The sequence below is a fragment of the Staphylococcus sp. GDX8P54P genome (assembly GCF_017893165.1).
In the GTDB taxonomy this organism is placed as follows: Bacteria; Bacillota; Bacilli; order Staphylococcales; family Staphylococcaceae; genus Staphylococcus; species Staphylococcus borealis.
The window spans coordinates 25,193-47,571 of record NZ_JAESMM010000008.1 but is presented as its reverse complement, the minus strand read 5'-3'; the positions used below and the strand labels follow the sequence as shown (position 1 = coordinate 47,571).

At 32.7% G+C, this 22,379-nt stretch carries 21 protein-coding genes; 19 read left to right on the top strand and 2 right to left on the bottom strand.

Annotated elements, in window-relative coordinates:
- Positions 1-14: 14 nt before the first annotated feature.
- The 18 genes from KA909_RS03390 (at position 15) to KA909_RS03305 (ending at position 18,500) form a co-directional block, all read left to right on the top strand.
- Positions 15-971, top strand: a complete 957-nt coding sequence (locus KA909_RS03390) for a polyprenyl synthetase family protein (protein WP_193839323.1) — start codon at positions 15-17, stop codon at positions 969-971.
- A 153-nt stretch (positions 972-1,124) separates the two neighbouring features.
- Positions 1,125-1,574, top strand: a complete 450-nt coding sequence (gene ndk / locus KA909_RS03385) for a nucleoside-diphosphate kinase (protein WP_053029437.1) — start codon at positions 1,125-1,127, stop codon at positions 1,572-1,574.
- Positions 1,575-1,921: 347 nt separating this feature from the next.
- Positions 1,922-3,088, top strand: coding sequence for a chorismate synthase (gene aroC / locus KA909_RS03380; protein ID WP_210129959.1), 1,167 nt, complete (start codon positions 1,922-1,924; stop codon positions 3,086-3,088).
- A 32-nt stretch (positions 3,089-3,120) separates the two neighbouring features.
- Positions 3,121-4,185, top strand: a complete 1,065-nt coding sequence (gene aroB, locus KA909_RS03375) for a 3-dehydroquinate synthase (RefSeq protein WP_193839326.1) — start codon at positions 3,121-3,123, stop codon at positions 4,183-4,185.
- Positions 4,186-4,197: 12 nt separating this feature from the next.
- Positions 4,198-5,496 (top strand): 3-phosphoshikimate 1-carboxyvinyltransferase, encoded by a 1,299-nt coding sequence (aroA, locus tag KA909_RS03370; protein ID WP_210129958.1) that lies wholly within the window; start codon positions 4,198-4,200, stop codon positions 5,494-5,496.
- A gap of 6 nt (positions 5,497-5,502) precedes the next feature.
- Positions 5,503-6,747 carry a tetratricopeptide repeat protein gene (locus KA909_RS03365; RefSeq protein WP_075108772.1) on the top strand — a complete coding sequence of 415 codons (1,245 nt, stop codon included), beginning with the start codon at positions 5,503-5,505 and terminating at the stop codon, positions 6,745-6,747.
- A 5-nt stretch (positions 6,748-6,752) separates the two neighbouring features.
- On the top strand, positions 6,753-7,298 hold the full coding sequence (locus KA909_RS03360) for a YpiB family protein (protein ID WP_256713933.1): 546 nt from the start codon (positions 6,753-6,755) through the stop codon (positions 7,296-7,298).
- Positions 7,299-7,322: 24 nt separating this feature from the next.
- Complete coding sequence (locus KA909_RS03355) at positions 7,323-7,922, top strand: DUF1405 domain-containing protein (RefSeq protein ID WP_075108774.1); 600 nt, start codon at positions 7,323-7,325, stop codon at positions 7,920-7,922.
- Positions 7,923-7,966: 44 nt separating this feature from the next.
- Complete coding sequence (locus tag KA909_RS03350) at positions 7,967-8,665, top strand: zinc metallopeptidase (protein WP_075108775.1); 699 nt, start codon at positions 7,967-7,969, stop codon at positions 8,663-8,665.
- A 289-nt stretch (positions 8,666-8,954) separates the two neighbouring features.
- Positions 8,955-9,272, top strand: a complete 318-nt coding sequence (locus KA909_RS03345) for a nucleotide pyrophosphohydrolase (protein ID WP_075108776.1) — start codon at positions 8,955-8,957, stop codon at positions 9,270-9,272.
- 28 nt (positions 9,273-9,300) lie between these two features.
- Positions 9,301-10,431 carry an N-acetyl-alpha-D-glucosaminyl L-malate synthase BshA gene (gene bshA / locus KA909_RS03340; protein WP_210129957.1) on the top strand — a complete coding sequence of 377 codons (1,131 nt, stop codon included), beginning with the start codon at positions 9,301-9,303 and terminating at the stop codon, positions 10,429-10,431.
- Position 10,432: 1 nt separating this feature from the next.
- Complete coding sequence (locus KA909_RS03335) at positions 10,433-11,635, top strand: CCA tRNA nucleotidyltransferase (RefSeq protein ID WP_193839329.1); 1,203 nt, start codon at positions 10,433-10,435, stop codon at positions 11,633-11,635.
- Positions 11,622-12,593: a biotin--[acetyl-CoA-carboxylase] ligase gene (locus KA909_RS03330; protein ID WP_193839330.1), complete on the top strand. Its 972-nt coding sequence runs from the start codon at positions 11,622-11,624 to the stop codon at positions 12,591-12,593. The genes KA909_RS03335 and KA909_RS03330 overlap by 14 nt, the downstream gene beginning before the upstream one ends.
- 32 nt (positions 12,594-12,625) lie before the next feature.
- On the top strand, positions 12,626-15,328 hold the full coding sequence (locus KA909_RS03325) for a helicase C-terminal domain-containing protein (RefSeq protein ID WP_193839331.1): 2,703 nt from the start codon (positions 12,626-12,628) through the stop codon (positions 15,326-15,328).
- A 110-nt stretch (positions 15,329-15,438) separates the two neighbouring features.
- Entirely contained in the window at positions 15,439-16,731 is a 1,293-nt protein-coding gene (asnS, locus tag KA909_RS03320; protein ID WP_053029424.1) for an asparagine--tRNA ligase, read from the top strand.
- Between the two features lie 94 nt (positions 16,732-16,825).
- Positions 16,826-17,512, top strand: coding sequence for a DnaD domain-containing protein (locus KA909_RS03315; protein ID WP_193839332.1), 687 nt, complete (start codon positions 16,826-16,828; stop codon positions 17,510-17,512).
- The gene (gene nth / locus KA909_RS03310) at positions 17,502-18,155 is read left to right on the top strand and encodes an endonuclease III (protein ID WP_053029422.1); all 654 of its coding nucleotides are present in this window, start codon (positions 17,502-17,504) and stop codon (positions 18,153-18,155) included. Before KA909_RS03315 ends, nth begins: the two co-directional genes overlap by 11 nt.
- 21 nt (positions 18,156-18,176) lie before the next feature.
- Positions 18,177-18,500, top strand: coding sequence for a YpoC family protein (locus KA909_RS03305; protein ID WP_193839333.1), 324 nt, complete (start codon positions 18,177-18,179; stop codon positions 18,498-18,500).
- A gap of 348 nt (positions 18,501-18,848) precedes the next feature.
- Here KA909_RS03305 and KA909_RS03300 read toward each other — a convergent pair whose 3' ends face one another.
- Both KA909_RS03300 and recU read right to left on the bottom strand, forming a co-directional pair.
- On the bottom strand, positions 18,849-21,110 hold the full coding sequence (locus tag KA909_RS03300) for a transglycosylase domain-containing protein (RefSeq protein ID WP_193839334.1): 2,262 nt from the start codon (positions 21,108-21,110) through the stop codon (positions 18,849-18,851).
- Entirely contained in the window at positions 21,107-21,733 is a 627-nt protein-coding gene (gene recU / locus KA909_RS03295; protein ID WP_053029419.1) for a Holliday junction resolvase RecU, read from the bottom strand. The genes KA909_RS03300 and recU overlap by 4 nt, the downstream gene beginning before the upstream one ends.
- Before the next feature lie 305 nt (positions 21,734-22,038).
- Here recU and KA909_RS03290 point away from each other — a divergent pair, with 305 nt between their 5' ends.
- Positions 22,039-22,377, top strand: a complete 339-nt coding sequence (locus KA909_RS03290) for a DUF1798 family protein (RefSeq protein ID WP_193839335.1) — start codon at positions 22,039-22,041, stop codon at positions 22,375-22,377.
- Positions 22,378-22,379 lie beyond the last annotated feature (2 nt).

Below are 22,379 nucleotides of genomic sequence, written 5' to 3'. Positions count from 1 at the left end.
AAAAGGTGATTAACGTGGCAAAGTTAAACATGAATAGCGAAATTAAGAACGTAGAAAAACGCCTTCAAAAAGCTATCGAAAGCAATGATCCAATTTTACATGAAGCATCATCTCATTTGCTTTCTTCAGGAGGCAAAAGAGTTAGACCCGCATTCGTAATCTTAAGTAGTCAGTTCGGACCACAAAAGAAAACTGAAGATACGTATCGAGTTGCAGTTGCCCTTGAATTAATTCATATGGCAACACTAGTACATGATGATGTTATCGATAAAAGCGACAAGCGGCGTGGGCGTTTAACCATAGTTAAAAAGTGGGACGTTACTACCGCAATATTAACTGGAAACTTCTTACTTGCATTGGGTCTTGAACATTTATCTGAAATTCGTGATAACCGAATTCATCATATTATTTCAAATTCGATTGTAAACGTAGGACTTGGTGAATTATTCCAGTTTCAAGACCAATTCAATAGTGAGCAAAGTATTACCAATTATTTGAGACGCATCAATAGAAAGACCGCTTTGTTAATTCAATTAGCGACTGAAGTCGGTGCGATTACTTCTGAGGCTGATGATGAAACTATTCGCAAACTTAAAATGATAGGCCACTATATTGGCATGAGTTTCCAAATTGTTGATGATATTTTGGACTTCACTAGCACTGAAAAGAAATTGGGCAAACCTGTGGGTAGTGACTTAATGAATGGACACATTACGTTACCAGTGCTACTTGAAATGAAAAAAGATATATCATTCAAACGTCAAATTGCTTCACTCAACCATCAATCTAATTCTCAAGACTTTGAACCTTTGATTGAGCAAATTAGAAACTCTAATAGCATTAAAGAATCTAAAGCAATTAGTGATAAATATTTAGCTAAAGCGCTCAAGTTAATTAATGAACTTGATGAACCCAATGCTCAAAGTCTTTTTATTAAATTAATAAAGAAAATGGGATCACGTAACGTTTAAAACGAAAAAATATTGAAAGCGCTTTAACAACCTGTTACTATTGAATAGTAGCAGGTTTTTTGTTACGCCAAAATACGATACATATTTAAATATTCATCATTTAAGTCTTATGTTTATATCATTGAGACTTCACACACAGGGGGATAATTTACGATGGAAAGAACATTTTTAATGATTAAACCAGATGCAGTTCAACGTAATTTAGTGGGAGAAATTATTTCACGCATTGAGAGAAAAGGTTTAAAACTAGTAGGTGGTAAATTGATGACTGTTCCTCAATCATTAGCTGAAGAACATTATTCAGAACACACGGATAAACCATTCTACGGCAAATTAATTTCATTTATTACTTCTGCACCTGTTTTTGCAATGGTTGTTGAAGGCGAAGATGCCGTTGATGTATCAAGACATATTATAGGTAAAACAAATCCATCTGAAGCAACACCAGGTTCTATTAGAGGCGATCTTGGCTTAACTGTAGGACGAAATGTAATTCATGGCTCAGATTCAGTTGAATCAGCACAACGTGAAATTGCACTATGGTTTAATGAAGACGAATTAAGTAGCTATGCGTCACCTAGAGATGCTTGGTTATACGAATAGAAATTTAATACGCATATAATACTGATAAGGGTAGTCTAGATAAATAGGTTGAGGCTTACCTTTTAGATAAATCACAATGAATGACAAAATAGTGAAGCCGTTAATAATACGTTGCCTCACACTTGTCATCCTTTAGAGGGCGAACTAGAATGCATTATGAATACTAGTTCGCTCTCTTTCTATTTATTTAAGATGAAATATCATCATTTCATTTTTCATTCTTTAATTATTGAAATATTCTAATAAATTCAAATTTACTATTGCACACTAGTTATGTTATACGGTTGAATGTGATATGATAACACATATCACAATTTAACGTAGTAAAGGGAAAGGAGCGTATTCTCATGAGATATTTAACGTCAGGAGAATCACATGGTCCTCAATTAACAGTAATTATTGAAGGTGTACCTGCGAATTTAGAAATTAAAGCAGAAGATATTAATACGGAAATGTTTAAGCGTCAAGGTGGCTACGGTAGAGGACGACGTATGCAAATTGAGAAAGATGCTATAGAAATTGTATCAGGTGTCAGAAATGGTTATACACTTGGCAGTCCAATCACACTTGTTGTCACAAACGATGATTTCACACATTGGAGAAACATTATGGGTGTTGCGCCTATTACAGATGAAGAAAGAGAGAATATGAAACGTACTATTACAAAACCACGTCCTGGACATGCGGATTTAATTGGTGGTATGAAGTACAATCATAGAGATTTAAGAAACGTTTTAGAACGTTCTTCTGCTCGCGAAACAGCAGCGCGTGTTGCAGTTGGGGCAGTATCTAAAATACTGTTAGAACAATTAGATATTCATATGTATAGTCGTGTAGTTGAAATTGGCGGTATTAAAGACGAAGGGTTATATGATACTGAAACTTTCAAACAAAATATAGATAAGAATGATGTACGTGTTATCGATGAATCTATCGCACAGAAAATGAGAGATAAGATAGATGCCGCTAAAAAAGAAGGCGATTCAATTGGTGGCGTTGTTCAGGTAATGGTCGAGAATATGCCTGTGGCTGTTGGTAGTTACGTACAATATGATCGTAAATTAGATGGTCGTATTGCTCAAGGTGTTGTTAGTATTAATGCTTTTAAAGGAGTAAGTTTTGGTGAAGGTTTTAAAGCCGCAGAAAAACCAGGAAGCGAAATACAAGATGAAATCTTATATAATAGCGAATCAGGCTTCTACCGTGGTTCTAATCACCTAGGTGGCTTTGAAGGTGGTATGACAAATGGTATGCCAATTATCGTAAATGGCGTTATGAAACCAATCCCAACTTTATACAAACCGCTTAATTCTGTTGATATCAACACTAAAGAAGATTTCAAAGCTACGATTGAACGCTCTGATAGTTGTGCCGTACCTGCAGCAAGTGTAGTTTGTGAACATGTTGTTGCTTTTGAAGTAGCCAAAGCGATTACAGAAGAGTTTCAATCCAACCATATTGATCAATTAAAAGCCCAAATTGAGGAACGAAGACGTCTGAACATTGAATTTTAAATCAATGTAAGTATAGAAACGAGGTATTTTGAATGCAATTACTAACAACGTATCCAAATAATAATTATCCAATTATCGTCGAACATAATGCGTTTGAAACATTATCTGACTATATACTAGACTATGATAAAGTCTTTCTCATCGTTGATGAATTTGTTGATTTTAATTTTAAACATAAGTTCGCTTCACTACTTAACGCATCAAACACTTATAAGATCGTTGTACCTGCCGGTGAGAAAATGAAAACATTTGAGCACTATCAACAAACATTAGAACAATTACTTGAATATAACTTAACGCGCAACACGTGTTTAGTTGCGATAGGTGGCGGTGCTACAGGTGATTTCACTGGATTTCTAGCTTCATCTTTATTAAGAGGTGTTGATTTCATACAAGTACCTACGACGATACTTGCGCATGATTCAAGTGTTGGAGGCAAAGTAGGTATTAATTCTATTCATGGGAAGAATTTAATCGGTGCATTTTATCGACCAAAAGCTGTCATATATGATTTAAACTTTTTAAATACTTTACCCTATGAAGAAATTTTAAGTGGCTATGCTGAAGTTTATAAACATGCTTTATTAACAGGACAAGTCGCTACAGATGATATTGAGAAGCACTTTTCTACTAGAGAAAAGCTAAATTCTCTAAAAGATATGGATCAGTTTATCTTCAAAGGCATTAAGACGAAATTGAACGTCATCGTTAAAGATGAAAAAGAGCATAATATGCGAAAATATTTGAATTTAGGGCATACGTTCGGCCATGCTGTTGAATATAAGACTAAAATACCACATGGTCACGCCATAATGATTGGTATTATCTATCAATTTATTATCGCCAACAGACTATTTGAATCACAATTTGATGTTTCACATTATGCTAATTATTTAAAAACATTATGTTATCCAGTTGAATTGGTTCAACAATTAAACTTTAATGATATGTATCAATATATGTTAACGGATAAAAAGAATAATGGTGAAGGTATTCAAATGGTCTTACTAGAAGAGCTTGGTAAACCACGTGTCTGCCACGTTGAAAAAGACATATTAATTCAAGCATTTGAGGATTTACAATTAGTATTAAAGTAGGTGGATGATAGCATGTCAAATGAACAAATGATCGATATTAAGGGACCACTAGTTGGTGAAATTGAAGTGCCTGGAGATAAATCCATGACGCACAGAGCCATCATGTTAGCTTCTTTAGCAACTGGCCAATCAACGATATTCAAACCGTTATTAGGCGAAGATTGTTTACGTACAATCGAAATATTTAAATTATTGGGTGTTGACATACACATTGCGGATGACAAAATCGTTGTTAATTCACCAGGCTATAATAAATTTAAAACACCACATCAAACTTTATACACAGGTAATTCGGGAACTACGACACGCTTATTAGCAGGTTTGCTAAGTGGTCTCAACCTTAATTGTGTGTTATTTGGTGATGCGTCAATAGGTAAGCGGCCTATGGATAGAGTGATGAAACCACTCAGATTGATGGGTGCTAATATTTCAGGAATAGATGATAACTATACGCCTCTAATTATTGAACCCGCTTCACTAAACGGTATTACCTATGAAATGGGAGTAGCAAGTGCACAAGTTAAAAGTGCGTTATTGTTTGCTAGTTTATTTTCAAATGAAGTTTCTGAAATTACTGAGTTAGATATAAGTCGAAATCATACTGAAACAATGTTTGAACATTATGGCATTCCAATTAGCATTTCTGGTAAGGTAATTACTACGCAGGCAAACGCTATCCAATATATCAAAGCTACAGACTTTAATGTTCCGGGAGATATTTCTTCAGCAGCATTCTTTATTGTAGCAGCACTTATTACGCCTGGAAGCGATATAATAATTCATAATGTTGGCATCAATCCAACTCGTTCAGGTATTATAGATATCGTTGAACAAATGGGAGGGCGTATTGAGTGCTTTAATGTCACGCAAACGTCAGAACCAACTGCATCGATTCGTGTAAAATATACACCTAACTTAAAACCAGTCCATATTGAAGGCGATTTAGTACCGAAAGCGATTGACGAATTACCTATCATTGCACTATTGTGTACACAAGCAACTGGTACAAGTATCATTAAAGATGCAGAAGAATTAAAAGTGAAAGAAACAAATCGAATTGATACAACTGCAGACATGCTTGGATTATTAGGCTTCGAATTACAACCAACTGAAGATGGGTTAATTATTCATCCTTCAGAATTCAAAAAATCAGCAACCGTAGATAGTTTAACTGACCATAGAATTGGGATGATGTTAGCTATAGCTTCATTATTGAGTGATGAACCGCTTAACATCCGACAATTTGATGCTGTAAATGTATCATTCCCTGGTTTCCTTCCTAAATTAAAGCTTTTAGAAAATGAGGGATAAAATAAAATGGAAGATATCTATAAATTAATAGACGATATCAATCTTCAAAAATTAGATCATTTAGATACACGCGTAAATGATGCATTGAGCTCTAATAATGATGATGCATTATTTATTCTTGGTGAAACCTTATATAATTTTGGATTAACACCTCAAGGACTAGAGGTGTTTAGAACTTTATACCATAAGTATCCAGATGAGAGTGAATTACTAATATACTTTATTGAAGGCTTAATGTCAGAGAACCAAACTGATGAAGCGTTAGAATATTTAAGTCAGGTTGCAATATCAACCGAAAAACTAATGTTAGAAGCTGATTTATATCAACAAATTAATATGACTGAAGTTGCTATTGATAAATTAATAGAAGCAAGAGAATTAGAACCTAACGACCCAATCATCCATTTTGCATTAGCTGAATTGTTGTATTTTGATGGTCAATACTTGCGTGCGACTCGTGAATATGAAGTCGTATTAGACACAGGTGAGTACGAAGTAAATGGCATTAATTTGTTTGCTCGCATGGCAGATTGCGCATTACAAAGTGGTAACTATAGTGATGCGATTCATTTATATGATGAAATTAATGAAGATGAAATGACTTCTGAAGATTTCTTCAAAAAAGCCATCGCATATGAAAAAAATGATATCACTCAAGAAGCCATTAAAATCACGAAAAATCTTCTATCTAAAGATCCTGACTTTATACAAGGATACTTCTATTTACAATCACTTTATGAAAATGAAAAAAATTATCCTGATGCAATTGAAACTGGTAAAGAAGGCTTACGCTTAAATCAATTTTATAAAGAATTGATGGTTTCAACAGGAAGTTTAGAAATTGAGCATGGCGATGCTAATGAAGGTGTTGAATTACTCAAACAAGCGCTTGAAGTGGACAACGCTTATCATGAGCCATTATTAATTTTGAGTGATTTATTCCGAAACGAAGAAGATTATGAAGCAATTATTGCATTGTTATCATATGTTGATGAAGATGATTTAGATCCTGTTTTCATGTGGCATTTAGCGCATGCATTTGGTCAAGAAGAACGTGATAAAGAAGCACAACATTTCTTTGAACTTGCTTATCCAACAATGAAAACGCAAAGCGCATTCTTAAGTGACTATTACTATTATTTAATTGAAATCGGTAATAAAGAAAAAGCAATGACACTCTTACAACAATTACTAGAAATGGACCCTAGTAATGAGACTTGGCAAGAAGAAGCCAATCGTCTTGATTATTAATGAAGGTGATTTACTTGAGTCAAACCCTTAATCAGATGAAACAAAGTTATATTGAATATGCTTTGTTTCATTATCATTTTAAATCGCGTATTAGTGTATGGATTTTAAACTATATTAAATCTCATTACGATCTGCTTGAACACGTTCATTTTGTTAATCAAAAAATATCCAATCATAAAACGCTAGAAATGAGTTTAAGTAATGCAGATGCTCCAGCAATTAAGTTGGTTAATAATCATCACATACTCATAAACACAAATGAGATTTTCAATTATATTATATCTCATCATTGTGAATTTGATATTCTGATTCATTTTTCAGACGAACACGCTACCGATTTTAAATTAAATGACTTGATGATTCATCAATTAATGTATTCAACTCAATATATGGCTTATCTAAATACGATTTACAATTTATCTCTTGATTCGACAAGTGTCTACTCACTCATTGAGCACTTGCGCCATAATATTGATTTAAGCCTTCAATTAAATGATCGAGAACAATTCTATCAATTAACTCAAATTTTAGAGGTGCTTGAAAATCGATAAAAGTCATTAAAGGAAATAAAACGAATGCTAACATTTAAACAAATGTGGGAGTTAACGTTATATCGTCAATCCTGCTTAATCTTTTTACTTATTTGTAACTTACTTGGCACGTTATATGGGTTCATTTGGTATGGTGATCAATTAGTTCAAACACCTTGGTATTTCTTACCTTTTATACCTGATAGTCCAATTGCTTCGCTTTTTTTATGTATTGTTATTTTTTGTTTAATTATCAATAAACATGTTCCGTTTATTGAAGCCCTTGCTTTCGTTACTTTATTAAAATATGGGCTATGGGCTGTAATAATGAATATTCTAATGATTCATTTAAATCATAATATAACAATCATGAATATATTTTTAATTTTGAGTCATGGTATTATGGCGATACAAGCAATTTACTTTTATCCTCGCTTAAAAATTAGAATAAGTAGTTTGCTAATTGCGATGGTGTGGGTGTTTCATAATGACTTCATTGATTATGTTTTAAATAAGTATCCGTACTATGACTTTATTGAGCAACATAAAGTTATGGTTGGCTATATCGCGTTTTGGTTAAGTTCATTAGCATTATGCTTATATTATTATTTACAAAAGATAATACCAATTAAATTATTTGATTAAATTAAGGATTCTCAGTAGAATATGGATAAAGGAGAGTGGAATTATTGTCTATAATGTCTTATATAATATATATCGTCATTATTATGCTCATTCCAATGTGGGCACAACACAAAGTAAAATCGAATTATGAAAAATATGCACAAGTGAGATCAACAAGTGGCAAAACTGGCCGTGAGGTAGCTGAAGAAATCCTTCATGCGAATGGCATCTATGATGTTGACGTCGTTAAAGGTGAAGGTTTCCTAACTGACCACTATGATCCTAAAAAGAAAGTTGTTTGTTTATCTCCTGCAAACTTCGATAGACCTTCAGTAGCTGGTACAGCTATTGCTGCACACGAAGTTGGACACGCGATTCAACATCAACAAGGTTATGTATTTTTAAGATTCAGAAGTGCGTTAGTACCATTTGCCAATTTAGGTAGTTCTTTAAGTTACATGATTATCATGTTAGGAATTATCCTTACAGCTATGGGAAGTGCATTTGGATCAACAGCATTATGGATTGGCGCTGGATTAATGTCACTCGCTGTCCTATTCTCGATTGTAACGTTACCTGTTGAGTTCGACGCAAGTTCACGAGCAATGAAACAAATAACTGCTTTGGATATTGTCAATGAAAAAGAATATAAACATGCTAAAAAAGTTCTTTCAGCAGCTGCAATGACGTATGTTGCCGCAACTGCAACAGCTGTCGCAGAATTAGTAAGAATTATTCTTATCGCTAAAGCGAGTGATAATTAATTTAGCTTATAAATATTTAGCATAATACAACATCATTTTTATGCTACTAGTATTAATCGTTCACTAAAGTTGAGTAAGTAATTATAATATGCTTTTCAATCTTAGATAGCGACGTGGGAGTAGGACATTGAATTCGTAAAGAATTCTGTTCTACTCCCAATTTTTTATTTTATAATTCTTGAAAATTTAATTAAAATATAATCCGTTCTTTTCATATTCATAAAATGCATGATTGTTTAATATGATATATACTTATTAAGTATCAATAATAAAGGAGAAAGTGAACACAATGAAATCTATGAAAGAAATGCAAAATGAAGTGGATGCTTACATTGGACAGTTTAAAACTGGTTATTTTTCTCCACTTGCAAATTTAGCACGTTTGACAGAAGAAGTCGGAGAACTTGCTAGAGAAATCAATCATTATCACGGTGAAAAGAAAAAGAAAGACACCGAAGATGAAAATACAATTAAAGCCGAATTAGGAGACAATTTATTTGTTTTACTTTGCTTAGCAAACTCACTCGATATCGACATGACTGAAAGCTTTAATGAAACAATGGAAAAATTCAACACTAGAGATAAAAATCGTTTTGAACGAAAATAATCATTTTTAAAAAGGAGGATAGTGTAACATGAAAATAGGTATTACATGTTATCCATCAATGGGCGGTTCTGGTATCATCGCTACTGAGTTAGGCATTAAAATGGCTGAGAGAGGTCATGAAGTACATTTTATAACGTCGAATATTCCTTTTAGAATCCGCAAACCTTTACCTAATATTACGTTTCATCAAGTTGAAGTAAATCAGTATGCCGTCTTTCAATATCCTCCATATGATATCACTTTGAGTACTAAAATTTCCGAAGTGATAAAAGAATATGATTTAGATTTATTGCACATGCACTATGCCGTGCCTCATGCTGTTTGTGGCATTCTAGCACGTCAAATGTCTGGTAAAGATATTAAAATAATGACGACGTTACACGGCACAGATATTACCGTATTAGGTTACGATCACTCACTTAAAGGTGCTATCAAATTCGGAATTGAGCAAAGTGATATTGTTACAAGCGTGAGTCATTCATTAGCACGTCAAACAAAGTCCATCATTGAAACTGAGAAAGAAATTATCCCTATTTATAATTTTGTTCGTGAAAATGAATTTCCAACACATCATGATGAAAAACTTAAAGAAGTCTATGGCATCAAACCAAATGAAAAGGTACTGATTCACGTATCTAATTTCAGAAAAGTAAAACGTATTGATACTATTTTAGAAACGTTTGCGAAAGTTCATCATCATATACCAAGTAAACTCATTTTATTAGGAGACGGTCCAGAATTATTAGATATGCGAAAGTTAGCACGTCAATTAGATATCGAAAATGATGTGTTATTTTTAGGCAAACAAGATCAAGTAAGTGAATTCTATCAAATGTCTGATTTAGTGCTTCTATTAAGTGAAAAAGAGAGCTTTGGATTAACATTACTAGAAGCAATGAAGACAGGTGTTGTGCCTATCGGTTCTAATGCAGGTGGTATAAAAGAGGTTATCAAACATAATGAAACAGGTTATATCGTAGATATTGGTGATAGCACTAGCGCAAGTGATTATGCCATACAACTTCTTACTAACCCTGATTTATACCAACACATGCAAACTGCTATGTTAAATGACATAGAAGAACGCTTTGGTTCAGAATTAATTACAGATCAATACGAACACTACTATAGAAAAATGTTAAATCAAAAAGAGGATTAGTATGGGAACAAAACTATTTACTCAAGCAAAACCCATTTTAGAAAAAATAGAACACCATGGCTTTGAAGCATACTTCGTCGGAGGGTCTGTGCGTGATTATTTAATGGATAGACCTATCCATGATATCGATATTACAACTAGCGCAACACCAGATGAAATAGAATCGATCTTTGATAAAACAATCCCAATCGGAAAAGAGCACGGAACGATTAATGTCGTGTACGAAGGAACGAATTACGAAGTGACAACTTTTAGAGCTGAATCAGATTATGTTGATCATCGCAGACCTAATGAAGTGTATTTTGTACGTGATTTAAAAGAAGATTTACAACGTCGTGACTTTACAATTAATGCTATTGCTATGGATAAAGATTTTAAAATTTATGACTATTTTGATGGTCAAACGGCATTACAGCAACGGATTATAACTACTGTTGGTATACCACACGAGCGTTTCGATGAAGATGCTTTACGCATTTTGAGAGGCGTACGCTTTCAATCACAATTAAATTTCACAATCTCACATCATACGTTTGAGGCAATGCAACATCATATTGCAGATATCGAATTTTTATCTATAGAACGTATCGTTGTAGAACTTAAGAAATTAATACAAGGTCAAAATGTTAGTGAAAGCTACACAACTTTATTGACATTGAACTTCTTTAATTATGTACCATTTTTTAAAGATCTGGATATGAAAGCAACAAGGATTAATGCACCGATAAGCTTTGAATTATGGCTAGCAATTTTGAAGACCATTGAGCAATCAGACACGCCACTTTCAAGCTTGAAAATAAGCAATAAAGAAAAAGCTAAAATTAATCAATATCATAAACTATTATTAGAGATGCCAAAAATCTCAACTAAAAATCAATTACAGTTATTTGTATATGATTATGGCGCAAGTAATATTTTGGACATCATTGACATAATTCCTTTACTTAAAGAAAATAATATTAAAGTAGCGTCACCTCTAATCTTTAATTATCAATCAATTAAAGAAATTAATCATCAATTACCAATTAAAAGTCGTAAAGCGCTTAATATCAATGGTGGCGATATACTCAAAGTTGTGTCTAAAAAAAGTGGTCCTTGGTTAAAAGAGGTGTTACGACAAATCGAAAGTGAAGTTGTTACACATAAAGTTTCAAATTCTAAAGATGAATTATTGAAGTGGGTGAAAGAGAATGTCAAAATATAGTCAAGATGTTATTCGTATACTATATAAGCATCAATCTGAATATATTTCAGGACAATATATTGCTGATCAATTAAATATTTCAAGAGCAGCTGTAAAAAAAGTCATCGATCAACTAAAAAAAGATGGGTGTAAAATAGACTCCATCAATCATAAAGGCCATCAATTAAATGAACTACCAGATTGTTGGTATCAAGGTATCGTAGCTTATATTTTAAAAGATTCGCAATTAGCCTCAGAAATAAAGGTATTCGAGAGTGTTGCGTCAACTCAAACGATTGCTAAGCAAGAATTAGTTGGCAATAGTGCATCAATGATTATTTTAAGTGATGAACAAACACAAGGACGTGGGCGATTTAATCGTAATTGGGCATCTTCAAAAGGTAAAGGTTTATGGATGTCATTAGTATTACGTCCTAATGTACCTTTTTCAATGATTCCAAAATTCAATTTGTTTGCTGCTTTAGGAATTAAAGATGCTATACAGTCATTTACAAATGACAAAGTAGAAATTAAATGGCCGAATGATATTTATATCGCTGACAAAAAAGTATGCGGTTTTTTGACTGAGATGATAGCAAATTATGATTCAATTGACGCAATCATTTGTGGTATTGGCATCAATTTAAACCATGAAGATAGTGATTTCTCTGATGAGATTAAACATAGCGCGACAAGTGTCGGTTTACATAGTGATACTAAAATCAATCGATATACATTTTTAGAAGCGCTCATTTCATCAATTGAAAAACGTTATACTCAATTTTTAACTCAACCATTTGCAGAAATTAGAAATGAGTATATTCAAGCTTCTAATATTTGGCAACGCCAATTACGTTTTACTGAGAATAACACACAATTTATTGGTGAAGCGATTGATATTGATCGTGATGGTTTCTTAATTGTAAAAGATGAGAATAATGAAGTTAGACGCCTTATTAGTGCGGATATAGATATATAAAGCGTATGACAAGAAGATAAGGAGAGTTAGTTATGGGACACACAAGTTATGCAGTTGTCGACTTAGAAACAACTGGCAATCAACTTGATTATGATGAAATTATACAAATTGGTATAACCTTTGTAAGTAATAATAAAATATCTGGGACTTATCATTCTATGATTCGTACTGATTTGGAAATTCCACCATTCATCCAAGCATTGACCTCAATTGAAGATACAATGTTAGAACAAGCCCCTTATTTTCATGAAATCGCAAAAGATATTTATCAACAACTAAAAGATTGTGTATTTGTGGCGCATAATGTAGATTTTGACTTGAATTTTATTAAGAAGGCTTTTAAAAATTGTAATATACATTTCGAACCTAAAAAAGTCATCGATACATTAGAGTTATTTAAAATTGCTTATCCAACAGATAAAAGTTATCAACTTAGTGAATTAGCGGAGTCTCATGATATACCTTTAGATAATGCACATAGAGCTGATGAGGATGCTACAACTACTGCATTATTAATGATTAAAGCCTTTCAGAAATTCGAACAACTTCCAATAGATACGTTAAAACAACTCTATTATTTAAGTAAAAATTTAAAATATGATTTATATAATATCTTGTTTGAAATGGTTCGTCAGCATCCATCATTACCTTTAGATAATACGCTTGGACAATTTGAACAAATTATTTATAAAAAGCAAGTGGATTTAAAAGCACCAAAAACTAAATTTAATGGATCACTTAAAGATCTGTATCGTGATGCAGTTAAAGCACTCAATCTTACATATCGTCCTCAACAATTATATTTATCTGAAATTATATTAGAACAATTGATGCACAACGATAAAGCAATGATAGAAGCACCTTTAGGTAGTGGGAAGTCATTAGCATATCTATTAGCAGCGCTAATGTATAATATTGAAACAGGACGTCATGTCATGATTTCAACCAATACTAAATTATTACAGAATCAGCTTTTATTAAAAGACATACCTAGTTTAAATCAAGCGCTAAATTTTAAAATTAATGCAACACTTATTAAAAGTAAAACAGAATATATTTCACTTGGTCTAATTAGTCAAATATTAAAAGATGAAACTACTAACTATGAAGTTAATATTTTAAAAATGCAATTATTGACATGGATTATCGAAACTGAAACAGGGGATATTCAAGATTTAAATCTTAAAGGTGGTCAAAAAATGTATTTTGACCAAAAAGTTGAAACCTATGTGCCCGTTAGACATGATATTCATTATTACAATTACATCAAACGAAATGCACAACACATCCAAATCGGCATCACTAATCATGCGCATCTTATACATTCAGATCAAGAGAACTCAATATACCAACTGTTCGATGATTGTATCATTGATGAGGCCCATCGCTTGCCTGATTATGCATTAAATCAAGTTACAAATGAACTTGATTACTCAGATTTAAAATATCAACTTGGCTTAATAGGGAAGAATGAAAATGAAAAATTGTTGAAAGCAATCGATCATCTTGAACAACAACGTATATTAGAACGTTTAGATATTGCACCAATTGATGTATTTGGACTGAAGATGAACATCTCAGAAATACACGATTTAAATGAGCGTTTATTCAATCATATATTTGAAATCATTCAAAATTCGGACGTTCACGATGATGACATTCATCGACACCACTATGTATTTGAATTTGATTCAACACAGATTCTTAAAGATTTACATTTAATTGTTGATAAAATAAATAAAACATTAGAAATATTTAATGGCATGACGCATAAAACAATTAAGACGTTACGTAAACAACTGCTATATATTAACGATACTTATCGAAACATAGAACAAAGCCTTAAAGATCATCATACAGCTTATTTATCTATTAGAAATTTGACTCAGAAATCAACAATTAAATTAATTGTTAAAGATTACGCTGTCCGAGATATTCTTACAACACGTGTCTTAGATAAATTTAACTCTTTAACCTTTATTTCAGGGACATTAACTTTTAATCATAAGTTCGATGCCTTCAAAAATTGGTTCAAAGAGGATGTGCAATTTAACACTTATCAAGTTCCATCGACATTATCAAATCGTATGAATACGAATGTGTATATTCCTAGCGATGTTAGTGCTTATAACTTCAAAAATATCGATGATTATGTAGCATCTATTGTCGTTTATATACAGGAATATGTTACAATCACGCAGTCGAAATGTTTAGTATTATTTACAAGTTATCGCATGATGCATATGGTTCAAGAGTTATTAAATGAACTACCTGCATTTGAGGACTATGTTGTACTCACACAGCAGCAAAATCAAAATTATAAAATCGTTCAACAATTTAATAGTTTCGATAGAACGATATTGCTTGGTACGTCGACCTTTTTTGAAGGCTTTGATTATCAATCAAATGGTATTAAATGTGTCATGATTGCCAAACTACCATTTATGAATAAATATAATACAAAACATTGGCTCATGGATTCAGAGTTTGAGTCTACCTTTAAAGACTATGTATTACCTGATGCAGTTACACGTTTTAGACAGGGACTCGGTCGATTAATTCGAAATGAGGATGATCAAGGACTTATTGTTTCATTTGATGACCGTTTAATTAGTAGTAACTATAAGAACTTTTTTGCTCAAACGCTAGAAAATTATAAACAGAAAAAAGGGGATATCAAACAGTTTGGTAAACTCATTAAAAAAATCCAGCAAAATATTGATAAGAAACAATAATTAATAGGATTAAACGATTAAACAACATCGTCACATGCTAGAACTTCACAATTTATTTTGTTAAAATAAATAAGTATTGACTATATAGAATGACAATTAGGAGATTGGTTATGAAAACAACGATTAAACAAGCTAAACAACACCTTAACCAAGAAGTGACTATTGGTGCTTGGTTAACGAATAAACGTTCAAGTGGCAAGATTGCCTTTTTACAATTACGTGATGGTAGTGGCTTCATGCAAGGCGTGGTAGTTAAATCAGAAGTGGATGAAGAAACTTTCCAACTTGCAAAAGAAATCACACAAGAATCATCACTTTATGTGACTGGAGTTATTACTGAAGATAACCGCTCAGATTTAGGATATGAAATGCAAGTGAAATCAATCGAAGTTATACACGAAGCACATGATTATCCAATTACACCTAAAAATCACGGTACTGAATTTTTAATGGATCACCGTCATTTATGGTTACGTTCTAAAAAACAACATGCTGTTATGAAAATTAGAAATGAAATTATTAGAGCAACATATGAATTCTTCAATGAGAATGGATTTACTAAGATTGATCCACCAATTTTAACAGCAAGTGCGCCAGAGGGCACAAGTGAACTATTCCATACGAAATACTTTGATGAAGATGCTTTCCTCTCTCAAAGTGGCCAATTATATATGGAAGCAGCTGCAATGGCTCATGGTCGCGTATTCTCATTTGGTCCAACTTTTAGAGCAGAGAAATCTAAAACAAGACGCCATTTAATTGAATTTTGGATGATTGAACCAGAAATGGCATTTACTAATCATGCTGAAAGTTTAGAAGTACAAGAACAATACGTAACACATGTCGTTCAATCTGTACTTAAAAATTGTCAATTAGACCTTAAAGCATTGGATAGAGATACGAGTAAACTTGAAAAGGTATCAACACCATTCCCAAGAATTTCGTATGATGACGCAATTAAATTCTTAAAAGAAGAAGGTTTCGACGATATCGAGTGGGGCGAAGATTTTGGTGCACCACATGAAACTGCAATTGCAAATCATTATGATTTACCTGTATTTATTACAAATTATCCAACTAAAATTAAGCCATTCTATATGCAACCAAATCCAGATAATGAAGACACTGTACTCTGTGCTGATTTAATTGCACCAGAGGGTTATGGTGAAATCATCGGCGGTTCTGAACGTATTAATGATTTAGAATTATTAGAACAACGTATTGATGAACATCAATTGGACGCGGAAAGTTACAATTATTATTTAGATTTACGTCGTTATGGTAGTGTGCCACATAGTGGATTTGGATTGGGCTTAGAAAGAACAGTTGCTTGGATTTCAGGTGTAGAACACGTAAGAGAAACTGCACCATTCCCACGATTATTAAATCGTTTATATCCATAGGTTTTATGATTACTTTTCATACACAGTTATTTACTCGTCCAGTCAGCAGTTTGACTGGACGCTTTTTCAACTTTAAAGAGGGAGGAATATCAATTTGAATAAATTTCAACTTAAAAAACGTCCTGTTGTCATTAGAAGAGAATTATTTGATCATTATAGTGAATTAGGACTATCTGAAAAAGATTTAATCATTTTAATTAAATTGATTTACGCCTCTGAATCATCAAATAAGCAACCATCCGTCGATGAATTAAAATTAGGGTCAGACATGGAGCCAAGGGAAATTACTAGTATTATTCAACATTTAATTCAAAAAGATTTGTTACAACTTCAAGTGAAGAAGGATGAAGAAGGTAAATTTACTGAATATATGGATTTGGATGGCTTTTTTGAGAAATTAAGTACTATTTTATCTCAGGAACAAACAAATCAAAAAACGAATCAAACGCAACAAAATTTCAAAGATTTGTTTCAATACATTGAAACTTTGTTTGCTAGACCTATTTCTCCTTATGAAATCGAAACGCTTAATCAATGGATTGATGTAGACCAACATGATTTTGCTTTAATACGAGCTGCATTAGATGAAGCATATAGCCATGACAAGCTTAGCTTTAAATATGTTGACCGTATTTTATTGAACTGGAAAAGGAACAACGTAACGACGACTGAAGAATCTAAGAAAATTAGAGAACAATTTAACAAACCAACTATGACACATACGGTTAAACATATACCAAAGTTTGATTGGTTAAATGGGGAGAAATTAGATGATAAGTAAAAAGAAAGCACTTGAAATGATAGACGTCATAGCTGAAATGTTTCCAGATGCAGAATGTGAACTTAAACATGATAATGCTTTTGAATTAACGATTGCGGTATTATTATCTGCACAGTGTACAGACAACTTAGTGAATAAGGTGACACGTACACTTTTTCAGAAATATAAAACGCCTCAAGATTATTTAAACGTTGATATCGAAGAATTACAAAATGACATACGTTCCATTGGTTTGTATCGTAATAAAGCTAAAAACATACAAAAGCTATGTCAGTCACTTATCGACCAATTTAATGGTGACATTCCTAATACGCATAAAGCGCTAGAAAGTTTAGCGGGTGTTGGACGCAAAACAGCAAATGTTGTAATGAGCGTAGCATTTGACGAACCTTCATTAGCAGTTGATACACATGTTGAGCGTGTTTCTAAGCGACTTGGTATCAATAGATGGAAAGATAATGTTACACAAGTGGAAGAGCGATTATGCAGTATTATTCCTAGGGAAAGATGGAGTAAAAGTCATCACCAACTTATTTTCTTTGGTCGTTATCATTGCTTAGCTAGAAAGCCTAAGTGTGACATTTGTCCTTTACTAGATGATTGTAGAGAAGGGCAAAAACGTATGAAAGCACAAACAAAATAATAATTTAGGAAGCTTGATTAAATGATTAATAAACAGGATTTTATAGAAATTGAAGAACAACTTGATGAATTTGCTAATCAGCGCAGATTAAACTCAAATGAAGCTAAAAAGGTTATTGATAAATATTTTGACTTAATCATTCAATTCTTTAAAGAGATAAATGAAATTGAGACGATTGATTTCAAATTATTAGATCAATATCCAGTGGTACCTATGAACTTTGAGGAACGCTATCAGTATATGTTAGCTAGAAAGTATCATTTTATGGGCTATAGTCAAATGAAGACGCTAAAAAGTGAGTTAATTAAAATGAATGCTTCGTATCAAATTAGAAGGAAGCGTTAGGACTAAAATTAAGATAATAGCCGTTGAGATTGAGACGTTATTTTTAGATATGGGTCACACAACAATAGGGTTACAGTTTAATGATTTCAATTTCTTGCAATACGCTCTTCTGAAAAGGCCCTTAAAATAAACGCTTCTCAGTTCTAGTCATTCTTGCGGCCGGGGCCCCAACAAAAAGCATTTCATTAAGAAATTTTACAAGCAAAATAAGTTAGGCAAGCAATCCAACAATACTAATTATTATAAATAAAGAAGCCAGTAAATGAATTTATCAAAACTCATTTACTGGCTATTTTACTAGGAATGATGTCCCAGTCTTTCATTTAAATATTTAACACTTCAAAAACACTATGAAGCTTTTTTAAAGTCGAAAATACTATTTAAATTAAAAATGTTTGAAAGGGTACTTCCGAAACTATTTGAACTTTGTGTTGATGAATTGTTATTCGTATTTCCTGAATTAGTATTGCTACTATTGTTACTATTACTACTATTTGAACTGTTAGAGTTAGTTGATGTACTTGAGCCACTGCTTCCGTTTACTTCACGATTAGTTGTGTTGTTATCAGGATGACCACTAACTGATAAATTATCAGGACTAGAACCGATAACTGAATCTGGTTTTTCAAAGTCACCATCATTACTAGAAGATATATCTGACATCACATCTTCATATAAGAATTGTGGATATTCTTGTTCTGTGTGACCTAAGAATGAGTTAACGCCACCTTCTTTAATTTCACTGAAGCCCATCCAGATAGACATCGTGTATTTAGGTGTAAAGCCATTAATCCAAACGTCTTTTGCAGCGTTATCAGGTAGGTTATATTGTTGGTTAATTTCAGTACCATAAGTACTTGTACCAGTTTTAGCACCCATTGTAACGCCTGAAACGCCATGTCCATAAGCTGAACCATAGGCTTTAAATGTACCTGTGAGCATTTCAGCTAACATGTAAGCTGTGTAGTCTTCCATCGCTTTATGACTCGTATGATCAAACTCAATTGTATCATCGTCAGCTGTTACAACTTTCTGAATCGAATGCGCATTATTATAAGTACCACCATTAGCAATTGCTGCAAATGCAGATGCTAATTGAGTAGGTGAGAACTCAGAAGCGCCACCACCAAGTACTTCAGAAGGACCAATATCACTTTGATAATCTAATCCAACTTTTGATGCAAATTTCTTAACTGCATTGTCACCAGCTTGTGCATTCACTTGTTGCCAAGTTTTAAGTGCTGGGATATTGAAACTTTGTCTTAATGCATCATACGCAGTTACAGTACCATGACCACTTCCATCATAGTTCTGGAATGTACCGCCATCAATTGAATAACTAGATTCATCTTGAATTGCATGATTTGTAGCCCATTGCATATTTTCGATTGCTGGACCATAAGATAAGAATGGTTTCAATGATGAACCAGTTAAGTGTGCATCTGTTGCAGCATTATTATCTACAACGTCTTTGAAGTTACGTCCTCCAGAGATTGCAACTAGACCACCCGTTTTACTATCAAGAATTGTTGAACCAACTCGTTGGTCATCATTTTTGTAGTAATTACCATTATCTATACGATTTTGTAATGTTTGTTGAACATCTTTATCCATATTAGTGTAAATTTTGATTCCACTTTGAAGAACATCAGCCAAGTTTTTATCCTTGAATTCTTTGTTGTTCATCAATTCAGATTTAACAAAGTTTACATATGAATCGTATTCTGAATCAGAATCATCTGTGCCAATTTGACGTTCCTTAGCTGTACGATCTACTAAATTCGCTTTTAAGTTGATTTTCTTAGCATCATTATATTCTTTATCAGAAATTCTATTATGATAATGCATTAAGTAAAGTACAGTGTTCTTACGATTTTCTGCCTGTTTAGGATTATCGTAAATGTTATAAAGGTTAGGCACCTGTGGTAAACCTGCTAAATATGCTTCTTCAGCAAGATTTAAATCTTTCAAATCTTTATTAAAGTAATATTTAGCTGCAGCTTTAACACCATATACACCGTCTGAGTAATAAATTTTATTTAAGTACATTTCAAAAATTTCATCTTTACTGTACTCTTGCTCTAGACGATAAGATAGGTAAGCTTCTTGGGCTTTACGTCCGATAGATTTCTCTTCACTTAGAAATGCTCGCTTAACTACTTGTTGCGTTAAGGTAGATGCACCTTGTGAACCAAATCCACCAGTTAAGTTTTTACCAATAGCACCAAATAAACGTTTATAGTCAATTGCACCATGTTCATAGAATCGATTATCTTCAGTTGCTAGCACGGCATTTCTCATATTTTTAGGAACATCTTTTAATTCAACATGTTCTCGTCTTGCGCCGTTATCTAATTTTTTAACCAAGTCACCATTTTTGTCGTAAATTTCTGCCGGTTTAGGATCTTGTAATTTAGATTCGGTAAATGCAGGTGCTTTCCATGCATAGTACGCAAATAATAAAATGCCTAGTAGAACTAAAACGATAAAGGCGATTAATAAAAAGCCAATAATCTTAATAATCGTTCTTTTCACATTCTTATTCTTTTTTGCTTTGGACTTCCCATTTTTACCATTTTTAGGTTGAGAAGATCCTTTATTTTCCGTCATACGCGGTCCTCACTTTCATCTAATATCAACTTATCAACTGCATTGAGGTAATTTAATCTTGGTTGATACTGATAAGGAATATAGTAACTATTTTTTCTTATTTCTTCAACTGTTATTGATTTTTTTATTTCATTTTTATATCTTTCCCAAAATTTTTGGAATTTGGAAAATGGCAATAGATATACTTCATCAAGTATTTTAAATCTTATAATTAAAAATACAATTCCTTTTTGAAGAAATGCTTTTTTCATATGTTCTACTTGATGATCATGAATATTATTCAAAGGAAAAGAAGTTTTATTCTTAGTCTCCTTTGCTTCAAAATCAATATAATGACCATTATACACGCCATTATAATCCGTAGTTGAAGGTGTACGAAAGTAAGCTTCATTAATAACTGCTTTACTTCGTTTCGGATAATGAACATTAACGATTTGAACCGGTGTCGGCTTTTTATGTATAACCGCTTTGCCATGGTTTAAATAGTAATCGTTAGAACGTTCAATATCTTTTTCAAGAGTCATACCACGGCCACCATATTCTATATTACTAGAATTCGATTTGCCATTTCTTCCGACCTTAGTCGTATTTCCCTTAAAAGGTTTGCCATTAGGGTAATTCATTAGATTCACCACACAAGTTTGAATACATTTAATAGTGGATATGTAACACTAATACCAACCAATTCTAAATGGTATCCTTAAGTGATTACGGATTGTAATTTCAAACTAGGATAGATAATAATGAAGCATAAACAAATAAGCACTTATACTTATGAGTGACTTTCATTATTAATCTTCTTCATTTTAACGTTATTTATCTGGTAAAACAATATTTCAATGTATTTATCCTATTAATGAAGCTATCAGTTAAATGACGGTCGGATTAAATTATGATAAATTAAATTGGATATAAGGAGGGCGTCTTCATGGATACGAAAACAATAAATGACTTACTTAATGAACTACAAACAATTGAAGAACGCTTTAATAACGTGAAAGTGTCACAAAATGATTATGATTTTTACAATGTGGTTTATCCATACACACAAATGATAGATGCTAAATTAGAAAGCCTAATCAAATTAAAACCACAGATTATTCAACTAAGTTATATGAACGCCAACAAATTTGATTTACTTATCAAGTCTTATAAAGAATTATCTGTCGACTGCCATTTTCATAGAACGAGTAAAAAGTTGTTCACTGAAAAGGTAAAAGCAGTCAATTACGATTTAAATTATATTTATCAAACTATTGAAGGGTGATG